The sequence below is a fragment of the Kitasatospora sp. NPDC088134 genome (assembly GCF_044741705.1).
In the GTDB taxonomy this organism is placed as follows: domain Bacteria; phylum Actinomycetota; class Actinomycetes; order Streptomycetales; family Streptomycetaceae; genus Kitasatospora.
This window is the reverse complement of record NZ_JBIUTD010000017.1, coordinates 53,470-69,704: the sequence shown is the minus strand read 5'-3', so window position 1 is coordinate 69,704 and position 16,235 is coordinate 53,470. Positions and strand designations below refer to the sequence as shown.

The 16,235-nt window shown below is 75.3% G+C and carries 18 protein-coding genes; 10 read left to right on the top strand and 8 right to left on the bottom strand.

The features are described 5' to 3' along the window. The first annotated feature begins 136 nt into the window (after positions 1–136). Together sigK and ACIOHG_RS24800 are read left to right on the top strand one after the other, a co-directional pair. Positions 137–721, top strand: a complete 585-nt coding sequence (gene sigK, locus ACIOHG_RS24805) for an ECF RNA polymerase sigma factor SigK (RefSeq protein WP_400953785.1) — start codon at positions 137–139, stop codon at positions 719–721. Continuing rightward, the gene (locus tag ACIOHG_RS24800; protein ID WP_400953784.1) at positions 718–1,473 is read left to right on the top strand and encodes an anti-sigma factor domain-containing protein; all 756 of its coding nucleotides are present in this window, start codon (positions 718–720) and stop codon (positions 1,471–1,473) included. The genes sigK and ACIOHG_RS24800 overlap by 4 nt, the downstream gene beginning before the upstream one ends. A 7-nt stretch (positions 1,474–1,480) precedes the next feature. Here the strand turns inward: ACIOHG_RS24800 and ACIOHG_RS24795 are convergent, their stop codons facing one another. The 6 genes from ACIOHG_RS24795 to ACIOHG_RS24770 form a co-directional block, all read right to left on the bottom strand. Next, positions 1,481–1,957 carry a hypothetical protein gene (locus ACIOHG_RS24795; RefSeq protein ID WP_400953783.1) on the bottom strand — a complete coding sequence of 159 codons (477 nt, stop codon included), beginning with the start codon at positions 1,955–1,957 and terminating at the stop codon, positions 1,481–1,483. 73 nt (positions 1,958–2,030) lie between these two features. Further along, positions 2,031–2,771 (bottom strand): DUF1295 domain-containing protein, encoded by a 741-nt coding sequence (locus ACIOHG_RS24790; protein ID WP_400953849.1) that lies wholly within the window; start codon positions 2,769–2,771, stop codon positions 2,031–2,033. A gap of 56 nt (positions 2,772–2,827) precedes the next feature. Then, positions 2,828–4,099 (bottom strand): class I SAM-dependent methyltransferase, encoded by a 1,272-nt coding sequence (locus tag ACIOHG_RS24785; protein WP_400953782.1) that lies wholly within the window; start codon positions 4,097–4,099, stop codon positions 2,828–2,830. Beyond that, positions 4,096–4,845 carry a DUF1365 domain-containing protein gene (locus ACIOHG_RS24780; RefSeq protein ID WP_400953848.1) on the bottom strand — a complete coding sequence of 250 codons (750 nt, stop codon included), beginning with the start codon at positions 4,843–4,845 and terminating at the stop codon, positions 4,096–4,098. The genes ACIOHG_RS24785 and ACIOHG_RS24780 overlap by 4 nt, the downstream gene beginning before the upstream one ends. Before the next feature lie 35 nt (positions 4,846–4,880). Beyond that, positions 4,881–6,158, bottom strand: coding sequence for an NAD(P)/FAD-dependent oxidoreductase (locus ACIOHG_RS24775; RefSeq protein WP_400953781.1), 1,278 nt, complete (start codon positions 6,156–6,158; stop codon positions 4,881–4,883). A gap of 282 nt (positions 6,159–6,440) precedes the next feature. Then, a complete protein-coding gene (locus ACIOHG_RS24770) occupies positions 6,441–6,863 on the bottom strand; it encodes a hypothetical protein (protein ID WP_400953780.1) in 423 nt (140 codons plus the stop codon). A 116-nt stretch (positions 6,864–6,979) separates the two neighbouring features. On the opposite strand from ACIOHG_RS24770, the gene ACIOHG_RS24765 reads away from it, so the two are divergent. Then, a complete protein-coding gene (locus ACIOHG_RS24765; RefSeq protein WP_400953779.1) occupies positions 6,980–7,744 on the top strand; it encodes a hypothetical protein in 765 nt (254 codons plus the stop codon). Between the two features lie 49 nt (positions 7,745–7,793). Here ACIOHG_RS24765 and ACIOHG_RS24760 read toward each other — a convergent pair whose 3' ends face one another. Then, entirely contained in the window at positions 7,794–9,590 is a 1,797-nt protein-coding gene (locus tag ACIOHG_RS24760) for a serine/threonine-protein kinase (protein ID WP_400953778.1), read from the bottom strand. A gap of 300 nt (positions 9,591–9,890) precedes the next feature. Between ACIOHG_RS24760 and ACIOHG_RS24755 the strand changes: the two genes are divergently transcribed. The 7 genes from ACIOHG_RS24755 to pip all read left to right on the top strand — a co-directional run bounded on the left by ACIOHG_RS24755 (position 9,891) and on the right by pip (position 14,401). Then, on the top strand, positions 9,891–10,199 hold the full coding sequence (locus ACIOHG_RS24755; protein ID WP_400953777.1) for a DUF3040 domain-containing protein: 309 nt from the start codon (positions 9,891–9,893) through the stop codon (positions 10,197–10,199). 155 nt (positions 10,200–10,354) lie between these two features. Continuing rightward, positions 10,355–10,711, top strand: a complete 357-nt coding sequence (locus tag ACIOHG_RS24750) for a hypothetical protein (RefSeq protein WP_400953776.1) — start codon at positions 10,355–10,357, stop codon at positions 10,709–10,711. Positions 10,712–10,801: 90 nt separating this feature from the next. Continuing rightward, positions 10,802–11,131: a hypothetical protein gene (locus tag ACIOHG_RS24745; RefSeq protein ID WP_400953775.1), complete on the top strand. Its 330-nt coding sequence runs from the start codon at positions 10,802–10,804 to the stop codon at positions 11,129–11,131. A gap of 126 nt (positions 11,132–11,257) precedes the next feature. Next, positions 11,258–11,677: a hypothetical protein gene (locus ACIOHG_RS24740; RefSeq protein WP_400953774.1), complete on the top strand. Its 420-nt coding sequence runs from the start codon at positions 11,258–11,260 to the stop codon at positions 11,675–11,677. Positions 11,678–11,773: 96 nt separating this feature from the next. Next, on the top strand, positions 11,774–12,400 hold the full coding sequence (locus ACIOHG_RS24735; RefSeq protein ID WP_400953773.1) for a VOC family protein: 627 nt from the start codon (positions 11,774–11,776) through the stop codon (positions 12,398–12,400). Between the two features lie 217 nt (positions 12,401–12,617). Beyond that, positions 12,618–13,352 carry a dienelactone hydrolase family protein gene (locus ACIOHG_RS24730; RefSeq protein WP_400953847.1) on the top strand — a complete coding sequence of 245 codons (735 nt, stop codon included), beginning with the start codon at positions 12,618–12,620 and terminating at the stop codon, positions 13,350–13,352. Between the two features lie 77 nt (positions 13,353–13,429). Beyond that, the gene (pip, locus tag ACIOHG_RS24725) at positions 13,430–14,401 is read left to right on the top strand and encodes a prolyl aminopeptidase (RefSeq protein WP_400953772.1); all 972 of its coding nucleotides are present in this window, start codon (positions 13,430–13,432) and stop codon (positions 14,399–14,401) included. 60 nt (positions 14,402–14,461) lie between these two features. On the opposite strand, the gene ACIOHG_RS24720 is transcribed toward pip, so the two are convergent. After that, positions 14,462–16,153 carry an ABC transporter family substrate-binding protein gene (locus ACIOHG_RS24720; RefSeq protein ID WP_400953771.1) on the bottom strand — a complete coding sequence of 564 codons (1,692 nt, stop codon included), beginning with the start codon at positions 16,151–16,153 and terminating at the stop codon, positions 14,462–14,464. Positions 16,154–16,235: the final 82 nt, after the last annotated feature.

The window sequence follows — 16,235 nt, the reverse complement described above, 5'->3', positions numbered from 1 at the left end:
GGCGGGCCCCGGTTCCGAACAAGTGGTGTCGTGTTGTCCAGGTACGCGCGGCCGGGCCGCCCGCGGTCCGCCGCGCCCAGGAGGTCCCCGTGCCAGTCGTCCGCACCAGCCGTGCCGTCCGCGGGACGGTCCCCGGATGAACAGCGTCGTGCCGCTGGGCCTGCCGCGGCGGCCCGGACCGGACCTGAAGGAACTGGTGGCGCGGGTGGTCCGCGGCGACCAGGACGCGTTCTCGGCCCTGTACGACGCGCTCGCCGGGCCGGTGTTCGGGCTGGTGCGCCGGGTCGTCCGGGACGCCGCCCAGTCGGAGGAGGTGGCACAGGAGGTGCTGGTGGAGATCTGGCGCACCGCGGCGAGGTACCAGCCGGAGCGCGGGGAGGTGATGTCCTGGGCGCTGACCGTCGCGCACCGGCGGGCCGTCGACCGGGTCCGCTCCGCGCAGGCCGCCGCCGACCGCGACCGGCGGGCCGCCGAGTCCGCGTACACCGCGGCCTACGACGAGGTCGCCGAACAGGTCGAGGGCCGGCTGGAGCGCGAGCAGGTCCGGCGCTGCCTGAAGACCCTGACCGAGCTGCAGCGCGAATCGCTGACCCTGGCCTACTACCGCGGCTACAGCTACCCCGAGGTCGCCCAGGTGCTCGGCGCGCCCCTCGGCACCGTCAAGACCCGGATGCGCGACGGACTGATCCGGATGCGCGACTGCCTGGGGGTGGGCGCGTGAACACCGCCGACCGGCCCGGCCGCACCGACCCGCACGCGCTGACCGGCGCGTACGCCGTGCACGCCCTCGACCCCGCGGAGAACGATGCCTTCGAACAGCACCTGGCGCACTGCCCGTCCTGCGCCCAGGAGGTGGCGGAATTCGCCGCCACCCTGGCCCGGCTCGGGGCGGCCGAGTCCGTCCCGCCCCCGCCGGAGCTGAAGCGCCGCGTCCTCGCCGCGCTGCCCGCCGTCCGGCAGGAGGCCCCCGCGGTGCCGCGCCCCGCCGTCCGACGGGTCGGCCGACTCGCCCGCAACGCACCGAAGTTCGCCCTCGCGGCCTGCCTGGCGCTGGCCGCCGGCGCGGGCGCCGTCGCCGTCCAGGAGCACCGGGAGGCCGACCGGGCCCGGGACCGGGTCGCCGCGCTCCAGCAGCAGCGGGACGCCGTCGCCGCGCTGCTCACCGCGCCCGACGCCCGCACCGCCACGGTGAGCGCCGACGGCGGCACCGGCACCGTCGTCTGGTCCGCCGACCGCGGCCGGGCCGGCTTCCTCGCCGCCGGACTCCCCGCACCGGGCCCCGGCCGCACCTACCAGCTCTGGTTCGACGACGCCGGCACCATGCGCCCCGCCGGCCTGCTCCCGGCCGGCGACGGCACCCTGCTGCTCACCGGCCCGCTCAACGCCGCCACCGGCATCGGCGTCACCCTCGAACCCGCCGGCGGCTCCGCCCACCCCAGCGGTCAGCCGCTGCTCCTGCTCCCCTTCAGCTGACGAATCGTCACATCGGCCCGGTGAACGGGTCCTCGGCGAAGTGCACGGGAGAGCCGAGGGCCCGTTCGTAGGCCGGCCGGGGGAAGGCGAACGGCCCGAGGGCGAGTTCGCCCCAGGCCGGACGGTGCGGCTGGCGGAAGCCGGCCCAGACGACGGCCCCGGGGGCGGCCGTGATCCGGGTGAGCAGCGGCCAGCACTGCCACAGGCCGCAGTCGCACCCCAGGACCGCGGTCGAGCCGTCCCCGGGCCCCGGCCCGGCGGCCTCGCCCAGGAAGTGCGCCACCGGGTCGCCCAGGTCGGCCTCCGCCAACCCGGCGTACTGCCGGAACAGGAACTCCTCGACCTCCGCCGGTTCCTCGGGGCGCTGCTCCTCCTCCCACCGCGGCCGCACCGCGTCCGCCGCGTGGACCCGCAGATCCGCCCCGTCGATCCGCGCGCCCCACCGCCGGTCGGAGGTGTACGTGAAGAACTCGATCCGCGCCATGGATCGCATTCTCGCCCACCGGGCCCGCCGTCGCGGAGGACGGCGGGCCCGGGGCGGACCTTTCGGCGGGGCGTCAGCGGCGGCGCGGGGGCAGCGGGAAGAAACCGCTGGTGCGGGCGGTGTACTCGGCCCAGCCGGGGCGGTCGGGCGAGAGGTGGCGCTCCAGCATCGGCTTGCCGCTGCCGAAGGCGAGCAGCCAGGTCATCAGGAGCGGGCTCGGCAGGAAGGCCCAGCCGATCGGGGTGTGGGCGACGAACAGGAACAGGCCCCACCAGACGCAGGCGTCGCCGAAGTAGTTGGGGTGCCGGGTCCAGCGCCACAGGCCGCGGTCCATCACCTGCCCGCGATGGGCCGGATCGGCCTTGAAACGGGCGAGCTGGGCGTCGCCGACGGCCTCGAAGAACAGGCCGACGGCCCACAGCGCGGTGCCCGCCCAGGCGAGCGCGCCGAGCCGGTCGGGCAGGTACTGGGCGGCCTGGACGGGCAGCGAGACCACCCAGACCAGGGCGGCCTGCAGCAGGTAGACCATCCGGAACGCGTACCGGGTGCGGGCCGGCCCGGCCGGGGCGCGGGAGAGCATCCGGGCGTAGCGGGCGTCCTCGGGCAGGCCGCGGGCCCGCCACCACAGGTGGACGGCCAGCCGCCCGCCCCAGGCCGTCACCAGCGCGGTCACCAGGGCGCGCCGCCCGCCGTCACCGTACCCGGCGGACAGGCCGTAGCCGGTCAGGGCGACGGCGGCGAAGGCCAGGCCCCAGGCGACGTCCACGCCCCGGTGGCGGCCGGTGCGGACGCCGACGGCGAAGGCGAGCAGCATCACCGCGAGCGCGACCCCGGCGGTGACGGCCAGGTTGAGGCCGAACGCGGCGCCGTTCACCGCGCGCTGTCCCGGGTCAGCAGGACCTGGTGGACGTTCAGGTAGCCGGTCCGGAAGCCCGCCTCCGAGTACGCCAGGTACAGCTCCCACATTCGGCGGAACACCTGGTCGAAGCCGAGCGCCCCGACCTCCGCCTCCCGCGCGGTGAACCGCTCCCGCCACAGCCGCAGGGTCTGCGCGTAGTGCGGCCCGTACGCGTCGGCGGCGGCGACCCGCAGCCGGGTGTGCCGGGCGGTGGTGTCGGCGATCGCCCGCAGCGAGGGGATCTGCCCGCCCGGGAAGATGTACTTCAGGATCCAGGTGTAGGTGTCGCGGGAGGCCAGCATCCGCTCGTGCGGCATGGTGATCGCCTGGAGCGCGACCCGCCCGCCGGGGGCCAGCAGCCGGTCCAGGGCGGAGAAGTACACCGGCCAGAACGGGCGGCCGACCGCCTCGATCATCTCCACGCTGACGATCGCGTCGAACTCGCCGCGCACCGCCCGGTAGTCGCTGAGCCGGACCTCCACCCGGTCGCTCAGCCCGGCGTCGGCGATCCGGCGGCGGGCCAGCGCGGCCTGCTCCGCGGAGAGGGTGACGGTGAGCACCTGCGCGCCGCGGGCGGCGGCCCGGAGGGCGAGTTTGCCCCAGCCGGTGCCGACCTCCAGCAGCCGGGTGCCGGGGCCGACCCGGGCCAGGTCCAGCAGCCGGTCGATCTTGCGGTGCTGGGCCGGGGCCAGCGCCTCCCACGGGGCCGCGGCGGGCGGCCCGTCGAACAGGGCGGCGGAGTAGCTCATCGTCGGGTCGAGGAAGAGCGCGAACAGCTCGTTCGACAGGTCGTAGTGCCGCTGGATGTTCTGCCGGGCGTTCGCCTCGGTGGACAGCTCGGCGGCCGGCGGCCTGGTCACGTACAGGCGGCGCAGCAGGCCCGCGCCGGGCGGCACCAGGGTCTCCGGGCGGTCGGCCAGCGCGGTCAGCAGGCCGGCCAGGTCCGGGCTGTCCCAGTCGCCCGCCTGGTAGGACTCGCCGAAGCCGATCAGGCCGTCCGCGCCGACCCGCCGCAGGAACGCCTGCGGCCGGTGCAGCCGGAGCACCGGCGCCCCGGGCGGGGCGGCGAACAGCACCCGGCCGTCCGCGCGTTCGACCCGCAGGCCGCGCCGCGCCGCGATCCGGCGCAGCAGCCGGGCGGCCACCGCGGCGCGCAGCGGGGCGTGCGGCACCCGGGCGACGTCCGGCCAGCGGTCCGGGTCGACGGCCGGGGCGGACGCGGGGCGGGTGGTGGTGACGGTCATGCGTGGGGTACCTCTTCCACGGTGGGGGCGGGGACGGCGGCGTTGCGGGGGTGGACGGGCAGGCCGCGCAGCCACAGGCGGATGCCCTGGGCGCGGATGTGCAGGCTGACCGCCCAGGTGGCGAACGGGTGCCGCAGCAGGGAGCGGAGCAGGGCGGCGGGCCCGGCCGGGCGGCCGGTGCCGCTGACGGTGGCGGTGAACGCGGGCCCGTCCGGCAGGTCCAGGTGGACGGTCAGCCGCAGGCGGTCGCCCGGCTCCGGGAGCAGCATCCGGTAGTGGCCCTCGACGGGCAGGAACGGCGAGACGTAGAACTCCTTCGCCGCGTCGGCCCGCCCGGCGGCGTCCGGCCGCAGCACGTAGCGGTGCCGACCGCCGTAGGTGTTGCGGACCTCGGCGACGGTGCACAGCGGCGCGCCGTCGCGGTCGCGGCACCAGTACACCGTCAGCGGGTCGAAGACGTGCCCGAGCGAGCGGGCCTGCGCCAGCATCAGCACCCGGCCGCCGTCCAACCCGATGCCGTGGGCGGCGAGTTCGCGCTCCAGTTCCTGACGGATCGTCAGGCCGGGCGCGCCGCCGTGGTCGGCGGTCCGGAACCCGGCCAACCGGCGCAGCGGGCGCGGGAGTTCGGGTATCTGGTCGAGGTCGACCAGCCAGAGCGGGGTGCGGTGCCGGAACACCCGGCGGGGGGTGCGGCGGACGTGCGTGATCCGGGCCTCGTACAGCAGTGCGCCCCACGGCCCCGGCAGGGTCCGGGGGCGGGCGGCGGGCCGGGACGGGTCGTTCACGGTGCCACCGCCCCTGCGGCGAGCAGGTGCCGGGCCGCCGCCAGGCCCGCCCGGCAGCCGTCCTCGTGGAAGCCCCAGCCGTGGTAGGCACCCGCGAACGCCGTCCGGTCGGTGGCGAGTTCGGGCAGGCGGCGCTGCGCGGCGACGGTCGCCGCGGTGTACACCGGGTGCTCGTAGACGGTGCGGGAGACCACCAGGTCGGCGGGGACGGGGCGGTGCCGGTCCTCGTTCAGGGTGACCAGGTAGTCCTCGGCGCCGCCCAGGCCGAGCAGCCGGTTCAGGTGGTAGCTGACCCGGACCTTCTCGGAGGCCGCCTCGCAGCCCGGCATCCGGTAGTTCCAGGAGCCCCGGGCCCAGGCCGCGCGCGGCAGCACCGACGGGTCGCGGTGCAGCACCGTCGGGTTGCGGGAGTAGGCGAACGCGCCGAGCACCTGCCGCTCGGCCGCCGTCGGGTCGGCGAGCAGCCGCAGCGCCTGGTCGGCGTGGGTGGCGATCACGACGGCGTCCACCCGGGTGTGCCGCCCGTCCTCGGTGACCACGTCCACGGCGTCCTGGTGCCGGTGGACGGCGCGGACGGGCGCGGAGCGGTGCACGGCGGTGATCCGCTCGGCGATCCGGTCCACGTAGCTGCGCGAGCCGCCGACCACGGTCCGCCAGGTCGGGGAGCCGGTGACGGAGAGCATGCCGTGGTTCGACAGGAAGGCGAACAGGTACCGGGCCGGGTAGTCGCCCGCGAGGTCCGGGGCGCAGGACCAGACCGCCGCGACCACCGGCGTCATGAAGTGGTGGACGAAGTAGCGGGAGAAGCCGTGCTCCACCAGGAAGTCGCGCAGGCTCGGGTCGCCCTGCCCCGGGTCGGCGAGCAGGCGGCGGGCCAGCCGGTGGAAGCGCGGCACCTCGGTCAGCATCCGCAGGTACCGGCCGCGCACCAGGTTGCCGGGCGCGGCCAGCAGCCCCGAGGGCCCGCGGGCGCCCGCGTATTCCAGGCCGCAGCCCTCGCAGCTCACCGACATGCTCATGTCGCTGTCCCGGGTGCGGACGCCGAGCTCCTCGAACAGCCGGATCAGCTCCGGGTAGGTGCGGGTGTTGTGCACCAGGAAGCCGGTGTCCAGGTCGAGGGCGCGGCCGTCCGCCGCCACCGTCCGCTGGGTGTGCGCGTGGCCGCCGAGCCGGCCGTCCGCCTCGAACAGGTCCACCGCCACCCCGGCCCGGACCAGCTCGTGAGCGGCCGTCAGACCCGCGACCCCCGCCCCGACCACGGCCACCCGCCGCACGGGCCGCCCCGACCGGCCCGGCCTGTGCCGTGCGGGTGACCCCGACCCGTCCGTGGAAATCCCGCCGAGCGCCGTCACGTCGTGTCCCTCTCCGCCGCCTTCGAACCCTTGCACCGGCGATTCGGAACCGCCCGCGCACCGGATTGGTCCGAACGGGCGGCGGGGGCCGGGTTGAGGGGTTCCTGGATGCGTTGAGGGGTTCCTGGAGGCGGGGGCCGGGTCGAGGGCTGCCGGGCGGCGGGGGTCCGGGGGAGGGCTGCCGGGCGGCGGTCGGCCTGGGGCTCAGTCCTCCATGTCCGCGTAGTAGGCGTCCCGGGCGGCCGCGTACGCGGCGACGCTGAAACCCGCCAACTCCCCCTGCTGCTCGGCCTCCCGGAGCCGGGCCAGGGCCGTCGCGGCGTCCGGTGCGGGGTGGGCGGCGAGGTGGGCGAGGGTGGCGGGGAGGCCGTGGCCGAGCAGGAGTTCCAGGTCGACGGAGCAGGCCGCGTCGAAGCTCGCCCCCTTCGCCCGCCAGATCAGCAGCACGTCGTCGAGGGTCCCGCTGTTGAACAGCTGCACGCAGCAGAGCGTCATCAGCTCGGTGTCGCCGTCGCCCTGCGCGCGGCGCTCGCGCGCGGTGTACTCGGCGAGCAGGGCGCGGACCTCCGCCAGCTCCGCCCCCGCCGGGCGCAGCCCGTAGCGCTCCAGGCAGCTCTCCTCGTCCATCGCCGTCCCCCTCCGCTCGTCCGTCCTCGTCGTCCGGGCCCCATCATTCCCGAGCCCCCGGACGGGGCGCGGAACCCCGTGCGGGGCCCGGCCGGCGACTCCGGGATCATGGAGCGATGGACGCCGAGACGCACCGCCTGGACCTCCGGATCGCCGTACCGCCCGCCGACCGCCCGCACGACCCCGTGGAGTGCCGCCCGGTCGTCGACGGGCGCGACCTGCTGGGCCGGGTGCCGTTCGACAGCCGGGCGGCGGAACCCGAGCGACTCCTCGGCCCGGACGGGCTGCTGCACGCGGCGGAGGAGCCGCGCGAGGTGCGGCTCGCGGAGTCCGAGTGCGGCGCCGAGTGCTGCGGGGCGGTGGACGTCACGATCCGGCGCGAGGGGTCACAGGTGTGCTGGGGCGACTGGCGTAACCCGGCGGGCGGCACCCTGGCCCTCCCCGAACTGTGCTTCGACGCCGGACAGTACGCCGCCGAGGTCGACCGGGCCGGCGCCGACCACGCCTGGGAGTGGCCGGCCCGCACCACCGCCCGGCTGCTGGCCGCCCGCCTCCGCGAGCGCACCGACTGGCAGGCCGCCCACACCTGCGAACTGCAGGCCGTGGTCTCCGGCACCTGGGCCCGCGACCAGGTCCTCGTCCTGCTGGTGCACCCGAACCTGGCGGCCGTCGGCGGCGACCTGCCCTGGCTCCAGTTCAAGCAGTCCTTCCCCGTCACCGACCAGGACCCCGCCGTGCGGGCCGCGGCGCTGGAGGCCCTGCTCACCGCCGACGACCCGCGCGAGACCTTCGAAGTCTGCGGCGGCACCCGCGAGTTCGCCGAGGAGCTCGGCTACCCGTGGCCCGGCCCGCGCCGCGCCGCCCGCCCGTCGGCGTCCTGACCGGCTGTCCGGCGTCCGGGCTGACCGGCCGTCCGGCGTCCGGACGTCGCTACTTCCACCGGACCCAGTAGGTGTGCGCGTCGTCGGTGGCCGGGGTCTCCGCGGTGGACGACGGCTCGGTCCAGCGGGCCCCGGTGACGGTGAGCGGGCTCCCGGCGGGAACGCTGACGACCGCGCCCTGCTCGACCGACTGGCCGACCGCGACCCTCCCGGGGGCGTGCGGGCGGCAGGTGGGTGTCTCGATCGCCCCCCGGTTCAGGTGCGAGGTCGTCGTGCCGTCCGAGAGCACCCCTTCCACCAGGAGCGCCTGCCGACCGTTGACGGTCTGGTTCTCGATACCGTCCAGCAGGCCGCGGGTGAAGGTCTCGCGCGGGTCGGCGTTCCACGCCGTGACGCCGTCGGTCGGCAGCTCGGCGGGCATCTCCCCGGTGCCGAGGTTGGTCGTCCTGAAGTGGACGCAGTAGAGGCTGTCGTCGGTCCCCGGGACGGTCGATGTCCTGATCACGGTGATGGAGGTGACGGTGACACCCAGGGTGGTCCGGACGAGGGAGGTGTGCTGCTGATCGGGGCCGGTCTCGTAGACGAAGGGGATCCGGGCCGTCTCCCCCTGCGCCAGGACGCTGCCGGAGGCCGTCTCGCCCGTGCGCAGTGGATGCACGTCGACGGGAGGGTCACGCCACCAGCGGTCGCCGGTCATGTAGTAGCCGGCGGTGGCGAAGGCGCCGATCGCCACCAGGGCGGCGACACCCGTCAGCACGTTCTTCCGCCGCTCGCCGGGCGGGCGGGGGGTTCCGGCGGGCCCGGTGGTGCCCGGTCCGGCGGTGCTCGGCACCTCGGTGCCCGCCGCGGTGGCGGCCGCCGTCGGGGGCGGAGGAGCCGCCGGAGCTGCGGGTGCCGGGTCCACGGGCGGCGGCTCGGCGGGTGCCGGTTCGGCAGCTGACGGGTCGACGGGAAGCGGCTCGGCGGGTGACGGGTCGGTGGGCGGCGGGTCGGTGGGCGACGTACTGCCCGGTGTGTTCAGCAGGGCGAGGGCGGCCGCCGCCGTCGGGGGCCGGTCGGCGGGGTCCTTCGCGAGCAGCGAGAGCACGAGCCGGTCGAGGTGCTCGGGGATCTCGGGGCGCCTGCTGCTCGGCGCGGCGGGCACCCGGTCGAGGTGCTGGTAGAGCAGCGAGGCGACACCGGTGCCGGGGTCCACCCAGACCGCCCCGGTGAGCAGTTCGTACAGCACGCAGCCGAAGGAGTACAGGTCGGTGCGCCGGTCGGTGGACCCTCCCCGGATCTGCTCCGGGGCCATGTAGAGCGGTGTCCCGGTGATGCCGCCGGTCGAGGTGATCCGGGTGGCGTCGGCGAGCCGGGCGATGCCGAAGTCGCACACCTTCACCCGGCCGTCGGTCAGCAGGAAGAGGTTGGCGGGCTTGATGTCCCGGTGGGTCACGCCCTGCTCGTGGGCGGCGCCCAGTGCTTCCAGGACCTGCCGGCCGAACTCCGTCACCTGCCCGATCGGGACGCCGCCGGGGTGCTGGGCGACCACCGCGTGCAGGTCCCGCCCCCGGAGCAGCTCCATGACGAGGAAGAGCAGGGTCTCGCCGCTCTCCTCGACGTGCTCGTCGATGTCGAACACCGTGGTGATGCCGGGGTGGTCGAGGTTGGCCGCGATCTCCGCCTCCCGGCGGAACCGGGCGACGGCGTCCCGGTCGAGCGCGGCGGTCGGTGGCAGCATCTTCACGGCCACCGGCCGGTGCAGCCGCTCGTCCTGGCCGCGCCACACCTCGCCCATGCCGCCGCGGCCCAGTGGCTCGTGGAGCAGGTACCGTCCGGCCAACCGCATGCCGCTACGCAAGATCATCCCCCGATGAACAGGCCATATGACTGATGGGTGTTCAGGTATCGGAGGAGAGCATCTCATCCCGCCCCCGCCCCGCACCGGGAAGGGGCACCCGGCGCACCGGCGGACGCCCGGCCCGGCGCACACCGCCCACACCGTCGCCTTCCGGGGCCGAGCGCGCCCGCGCCACGAAACGCTGCACCAGCGGTGCGAGTGGGGCTCCCGTCCGGGCCGCGCGAGTGTGGAATTCCGGAGCCGGGTGGACGCGGGGACCGCGCCCCCGCAGGCTCCGGGGCGGAGCGGGCGAAGAGGAGCGAGACCATGACCGGGACATCGCTGACCGCGCGGGAACTGGCCCTGCTGGACGGGATCGAGCAGGGCCTGCGCCGGGACGACCCCCGGCTCGGCCGCCTGCTGGAACGCCCGCCGGGACCGCTCACCCGGCTCGCCCACCGGCCCCGACCGCTCGCCGCCCTCGTCGCACTGCTCTGCGTCCTCACCGCGACGGCCGCGCTCTGCGCCGGTGCCGCCGCCGGACCGGTCCGGCTCCCGGCGGCGCTGGCCGCCGGCGGGGCGGCCCTGCTCGGCGGATGGGCGCTGCGCCGCCTGGCGGCGGTGCGGCAGGACTGACGGCCCTTCCGGGCGGGCCGCCCCGCCGAGGAACGTCCGCCGAGGAAGGCCCGTGGGGGCGGCCTGCCGGGGGTGTCCGCCGGGCGGTTGCACCGCAGGAAGGAAGCGGGGCGGCGGACCGTGTCCGCCGGTGGCGGACGGGAGTTGGACGAGGTGTGACAGAGCCCGCGCATACCAGCCCGCTGCCCGTCGTCCGGTTCCAGTGGACGCTGCTCCAGCCCCTGCTCGCCGCGCTCTCGGAGACCGGCGTCCCGCTCCGCCCCGGCGACCTGGACCAACTGCAGCGCGCCGCCGCGATCGGCCCCGACTTCGCCCACGCCCTGGCCCGCTGGATCCGCACCGCCCACGCCTCCGCCGCCCCGCCCCCGTCCACCTGGCCGACCCCGGCCGCCCCGGCCCACCCGGGTCGCCCGGAGCGGCCCGCGCTGCCCGCGCCCCCGGACCGGGATGCCGTCCCGGACTGGAACGCCGTCCCGGACCGGCCCGTGTTCCCCGATCGGCACGCCTCCTGACGGCCCGTCGGGCCACCGCGTTTCCGTTCACCGACCACCCGAACGCTCCGTCGGCGTAACCGTGGCGGGCCGTGACCCGTTGGAACGGACATGCCCGTGATCAACGAACCTCGTCACGTCCACGGCGAGCAGTCGTCCGCCCCGTCGGGCGGCGCGACCACCAGGCCCGTCGCCGGTCGGCCCGTCGCCGCTCGACCGGTCGTCGCCCGGCCCGCCCCCGCCCAGTCGGTGGGGCAGCAGTCGGCGGGGCACCAGGCGGCCGCGCAGCTGCTCGGCCTGCGCGAGGTGATGCTGCCCGCCGCCGTGGTCGCCGCCGCCGACCTCCTGCTCAACGAGGCCCTCGACAGCGAGGACCCCGTCACCCGGGAGGCCGCCGCCGCGACCCGCGGCCGCCTCCGGGCCGCCCTCGGCCAGGCGTAGCCCCCTTCGGCCACCCCTCCGCCGCCCCGCCGGCCGGGCGCGGGCCGAACCCCTCCGCGCCGGGAGCGGCCCCGGTACGCCGAAAACCCCGTGCGCGGCCACCGGCCGTGTGCCAGCCTCGGGCGCATGCCTGCCCGCAACCGCGGCCTCCCGCGCGACCTGTCGTGGCCGCTCACCCCCGGCGACCTCCGCGCGGCTCTCGGCGAGGGGGAGCCGGATGCCGTCGACCTGACGTTCGACGGCCGTTGCTGGGACGACGGGACCCTGCTGCACGCCGAATGGGTTCCGCCGATCTCCTCCAACCACGGCGGCGGCATCCACCCCGTCCTGTGGTCCAGCGTGCGGGTCTCCGTCGCCCCGCTCCCGGCCGCCCGCCGGGCGCTCGCCCGCCGGGTCCTGCGGCAGCACGCCCTGCCCGACCTCGCCGCCTGGATCGGCGCCCTCCGGAGCGCGCCCGAGGCCCGGACCCTGAGCCGGCGCAGCCGGTCCTGGCGCCTGGTGGGCGACGCCGTCGCGCACCGGGACGACGGGCGGGCGTACGGCTGAACCCCGCCCGCGTGAATCCCGCCCGCGGGTTCCGGCCGCCGGAGCGGTCAGGAATCGAGAAGCCCGGGGCGGTGGGGCGGGCCTACCGTCGTGGGTATGGCAATCATCGACACCCTCACCCTCGACGTGGCCGACACCGAGGCCGCCGCCCGCTTCTACTCCGCCGCCTTCGGGCTCGGCGCGGACCGGTTGCGGCTGCGCGCCGCGGCCGAACCCTCCACCGGCTTCCGGGGGTTCACCCTCGCGCTGACGGTGGCCCGGCCCGCCGACGTGGACAGTCTCCTCGCCTCGGCGGTCGCCGCCGGCGCGAGCGTGCTCAAGCCCGCCGCGAAGTCGCTGTGGGGGTACGGCGCGGTGGTGCAGGCGCCGGACGGGGCGATCTGGAAGCTGGCCACCTCGGCGAAGAAGGACACCGGGCCGGCGACCCGGCGGATCGAGGAGTTCGTGCTGCTGATCGGGGTGGCGGACTTCGCGGCGACGAAGAAGTTCTACGTCGGGCAGGGCCTGGCGGTGGCGAAGAGCTTCGGCCGGGTCTACGCCGAGTTCGAGTCGGCGGGCGGCCCGGTGAAGCTGGCGCTGTACCGGCGCAAGGCGCTGGCCAAGGACCTCGGGGTCGACCCGGAGGGCAGCGGCTGCCACCGGCTCACCGTGCACGGCGACGGCGCGGGCGCGGCCGGGTACACCGACCTGGACGGCTTCCGCTGGGCGGCGGCCGCCGCCTGACCCCGCGCCGTGCTACCTTTCCCTCGGCCGTGCGAGAGACAGTGGAGGTGGTACCCGTGAACGCAGTGACGACATGGGTGCTCCCCTCCGGGGTCACGGTCGGGCGATAGGTCGCCCGGGAGCGCCGTTCAGAGCCCTCCCGAAAGGCACGACCGTGCAGAACGCGCAGCACACCGAGAACGCGCAGCACATCCGGAACGCGCAGCACACCGAGAAGATCCGCTTCACCGCCGAGCAGCGGCACGAGGACGGCGTCCTCGAACGCGAGTTCCGACTCGGCGAGATCCCGGGCACCCTGTGGACGCCCGGCGACGGACCCGCCCCGCTGATCCTGATGTCCCACAACAACGGCCTGCCGAAGGCCGATCCGCGCCTGGTGGCGCGGGCCCGCTACACCGCCGCGCGCGGCTACGCGGTGGCCAGTATCGACGCCGCCGGGTGCGGCGACCGGGCGAAGTCCCCGGCCGAGGATCGGGCCCGGGCCGAGTTCCGGGCGGCGATGCAGGCCGGTGGTCCGACCGAGGAGGCCTACGAGTCCTTCATCGGTCCGCTGGTCGAGCGGGCCGTCCCGGACTGGCTGACCGCGCTGGACGCCCTGCTCGAACTCCCGGACGCCCGGGGGCCGGTGGGCTACTCGGGCGGCTGGGCCGCGCTCGGCATCCGGCTCGCGGTGCTGGAGCCGCGGATCGCCGCCGCCGGCTTCTTCGCGGGCGGCTACGTCCCGTTGGCCCGGCGCGCGGAGGCCCCGCGGGTCACCGTCCCGCTGCTGCTCCTGCTCCAGTGGGACGACGAGGGCAACCCGCGGCAGCGCGCCCTCGACCTGTTCGACGCCTTCGGCAGCACGCAGAAGACCCTGCACGCCAACCTGGGCGGCCACACCGGCATCCCGTGGTTCGAACTCGAGGACGGCGTGCGGTTCTTCGACCGGCACCTGAAGGGGCGGGACGCCTGAAGCGTCCTGATTCGGCGTCACCGTCCGCCTGAAAAGCGGTGGTTGGGGCCGGTCGGGGGCACCTAGGATCGGCGACCATGGCTGATCTCCACCCCCCGACCGGCCCCTACGACACCGGGTTCCTCGACACCGGCGACGGGAACCGCCTCTACTACGAACAACTCGGCAACCCCGAAGGCCGGCCCGCCCTGTACGTGCACGGCGGGCCGGGCGCGGGCACGCCGGACCGGCCCACCCGGGCCTGGGACCCGGAGCACTGGCGGCTGGTCCGCTACGACCAGCGCAACTGCGGGCGCAGCACGCCGCACGCCAGTGACTCGGCGGCGGACCTGGCGCTGAACACCACCCGGCACCTGATCGAGGACATCGAGCGGCTGCGCGAACACCTGGGCATCGAACGGTGGTTGCTGAACGGCGCGTCCTGGGGCTCGACGTTGCTGCTGGCGTACGCGCAGCAGCACCCGGAGCGGGTGACCGGGATCATCATCCAGGCGGTCACCACCACCCGGCGGGCCGAGACCGAGTGGCTCTACCGGGGCAACCGGCTGTTCCGGCCGGAGGCCTGGGACCGGTTCGCGGCCCTCGTCCCGGAGGCCGACCGGGAGGGTGACATCTACGCGTTCCTGCTCCGCTACGCCGAGTTGATGGAGCACCCGGACCGCGCGGTGCGCTCCCGGACCGCCGACGCCTGGCTGGCCTGGGAGGACGCGGTGATCTCGGACGAGCCGAACGGCATCCCGGGCATGTACAGCGACCGGGAGCAGGACGCCCGGATCGCCTTCGTGCGGATCTGCGCGCACGTCTTCGGCCACGGCGCCTGGCTGGCGGAGGACCAACTGCTGCGCGACGCGCACCGGTTGGCGGGCATCCCGGGCCGGCTGGTGCACGGGCGGCACGACATGGGCAGCCCGGTGCAGACCGCCTGGGAGCTGGCGAAGCGCTGGCCGGACGCCCGGCTGGAGATCTTCGACGACTCCGGGCACGTCGGGAGCGCGGCGATGCGGCAGGCCGCGCTGCAGGCGATCGAGGACTTCAAGTACCTGACGTAGTGGGGGAGTTGCCGGTCCGCCCCGGCGCGCCCGAGGGGCGCGCGGGGCGGACCGGGGCGGTCACTTCTGCCAGCCGACCGAGGTGATCACGGTGTCGGCGAGGCTGCCGGCGCCGTAGTTGGCCAGGCCCTTGCGGACCGCGACGATGCTGGGGCGCTGGTACAGCTCCAGGGTGTGGCCGAGCTCCCAGATCTTGGCGTCGGCCTGGTTGTACAGCTCGTCGGCCTGCGCGGGGTCGAGGGTGGCGGCGGCCTTGCGCAGCAGGGTGTCGATCTCGGGCGTGCTCAGCTTGGAGTAGTTGCCGAACACGTTGTCGCCCTGCGGGGCGCGGTAGATCGGCACCGTCTTCGACAGCGGGAAGGAGCCGGTGTTGCGCCAGCTGGCCAGGTCGAACTTGCCCTGGTCGATGTACTTGGAGAAGTACTCCTTGCTGGGCACCTTGTCGAGGGTGAGCTTGACGCCGACCTGCTGGAGCATGTTCTGCGCGGCGGAGGCGATGTCCTGCTGGGCCTGGTTGGAGCCGTCGCTGAGCACGTAGTGCAGCTCCAGCGGCTGTCCGTCCTTGGCCCGGGTGCCGCCCGCGTCCTTCCAGCCGGCGGCGTCCAGCCAGGACTTGGCGGTGGCCGGGTCGTAGGCGGCCCAGTCGGCGGAGTTGTTGCGGTAGCCGTTCTGGTTGGTCATGTAGAGGTGGCTGTCCAGCGGCTTGAACTCCACCGGCACGCCCTTGTTGGCGATCTTGATCAGGGCGTTGCGGTCGAGCGCCTTGGCCAGCGCCTGCCGGACCTTCTGGTCGGCGAGCGCGCCGTTGCCGCCGAAGGAGATGTGCACCTCGTCCCAGGGGGTGCCGGTCCGGATCACGCCGTCCTTGGCGTCCTTGAGCTGGCCGTAGGTGGCGGCGGAGCCCGCGGTGGCGAAGTCGATCTCGTTGTTCAGGAACGCCTGGGTGGTCGCGGCGGCGTCCAGCACCCGGTAGGTGAGCCGGTCCAGCTTGGGCTTGGGGCCCCACCAGCGCGGGTTGGGCGTCAGGGTGATGGTCTGCGCGGTCTTGTCGGCGTTGGCCAGCACGTACGGGCCGCCGAAGACCGGGACCTTCTCGACCCAGCCCTCGTTGAAGTCCTTCGGGGTGGAGATCCCGGAGGCGGGCAGCAGCGGGCTGAACAGGCTCTGCCAGTCCGCGTACGGCTCGCTGAAGGTCACCTTGACCTCGCTCGGGTCGGCGCCCTGCTCGACGGCGGAGATCTGCTCGTAGCCGGAGGAGTCGGCCAGGTTGTACGCCGGGTCCTTGCCGTTGGACGCCTTCCAGACCGCCTGGAAGTCGCGGGCGCCGATCGCCGTCCCGTCCGACCAGACCGCCTTCGGGTTGAGTTTGTACGTCACCACCTGCGGCGAGGCCGAGGTGACCTGCGCGGAGGCCAGGTACTCGGGGACGGCGTGGTAGACGCCCTTGGCGTCCGAGCGGAACAGTCTGGGCTCGACGTAGCCCATGATCTCGACCGCGTCGCCGTAGGTGCCGTCGACCTGGTACGGGTTCCACTGGGTGATCCACTGCTGGAGCGGCGAGCGCAGCTCCCCGCCGTCCTTGACGTTGTCCAGCGGCTGCGGGTTGTTGTCCTCGGCGTCGACGGTCGGGGCCACGGTCTTCGCCACGTCCGCCGAACCGCCGCTGGAGCTGCAGGCGGTCGCGGCGAGCAGGGCGGCGAGGGCCGCCGCGGCGGCGCGGCCGATTCGGCGGGTGGCGGGTGTCGAAGGCATCGGGGGAGTCCTCGGATCTCGAAGAGGTGGCGGCCGCCAGGTGTGGCGACACTTGATGGTGGGCAGCCAAGTCGGTGCCGGC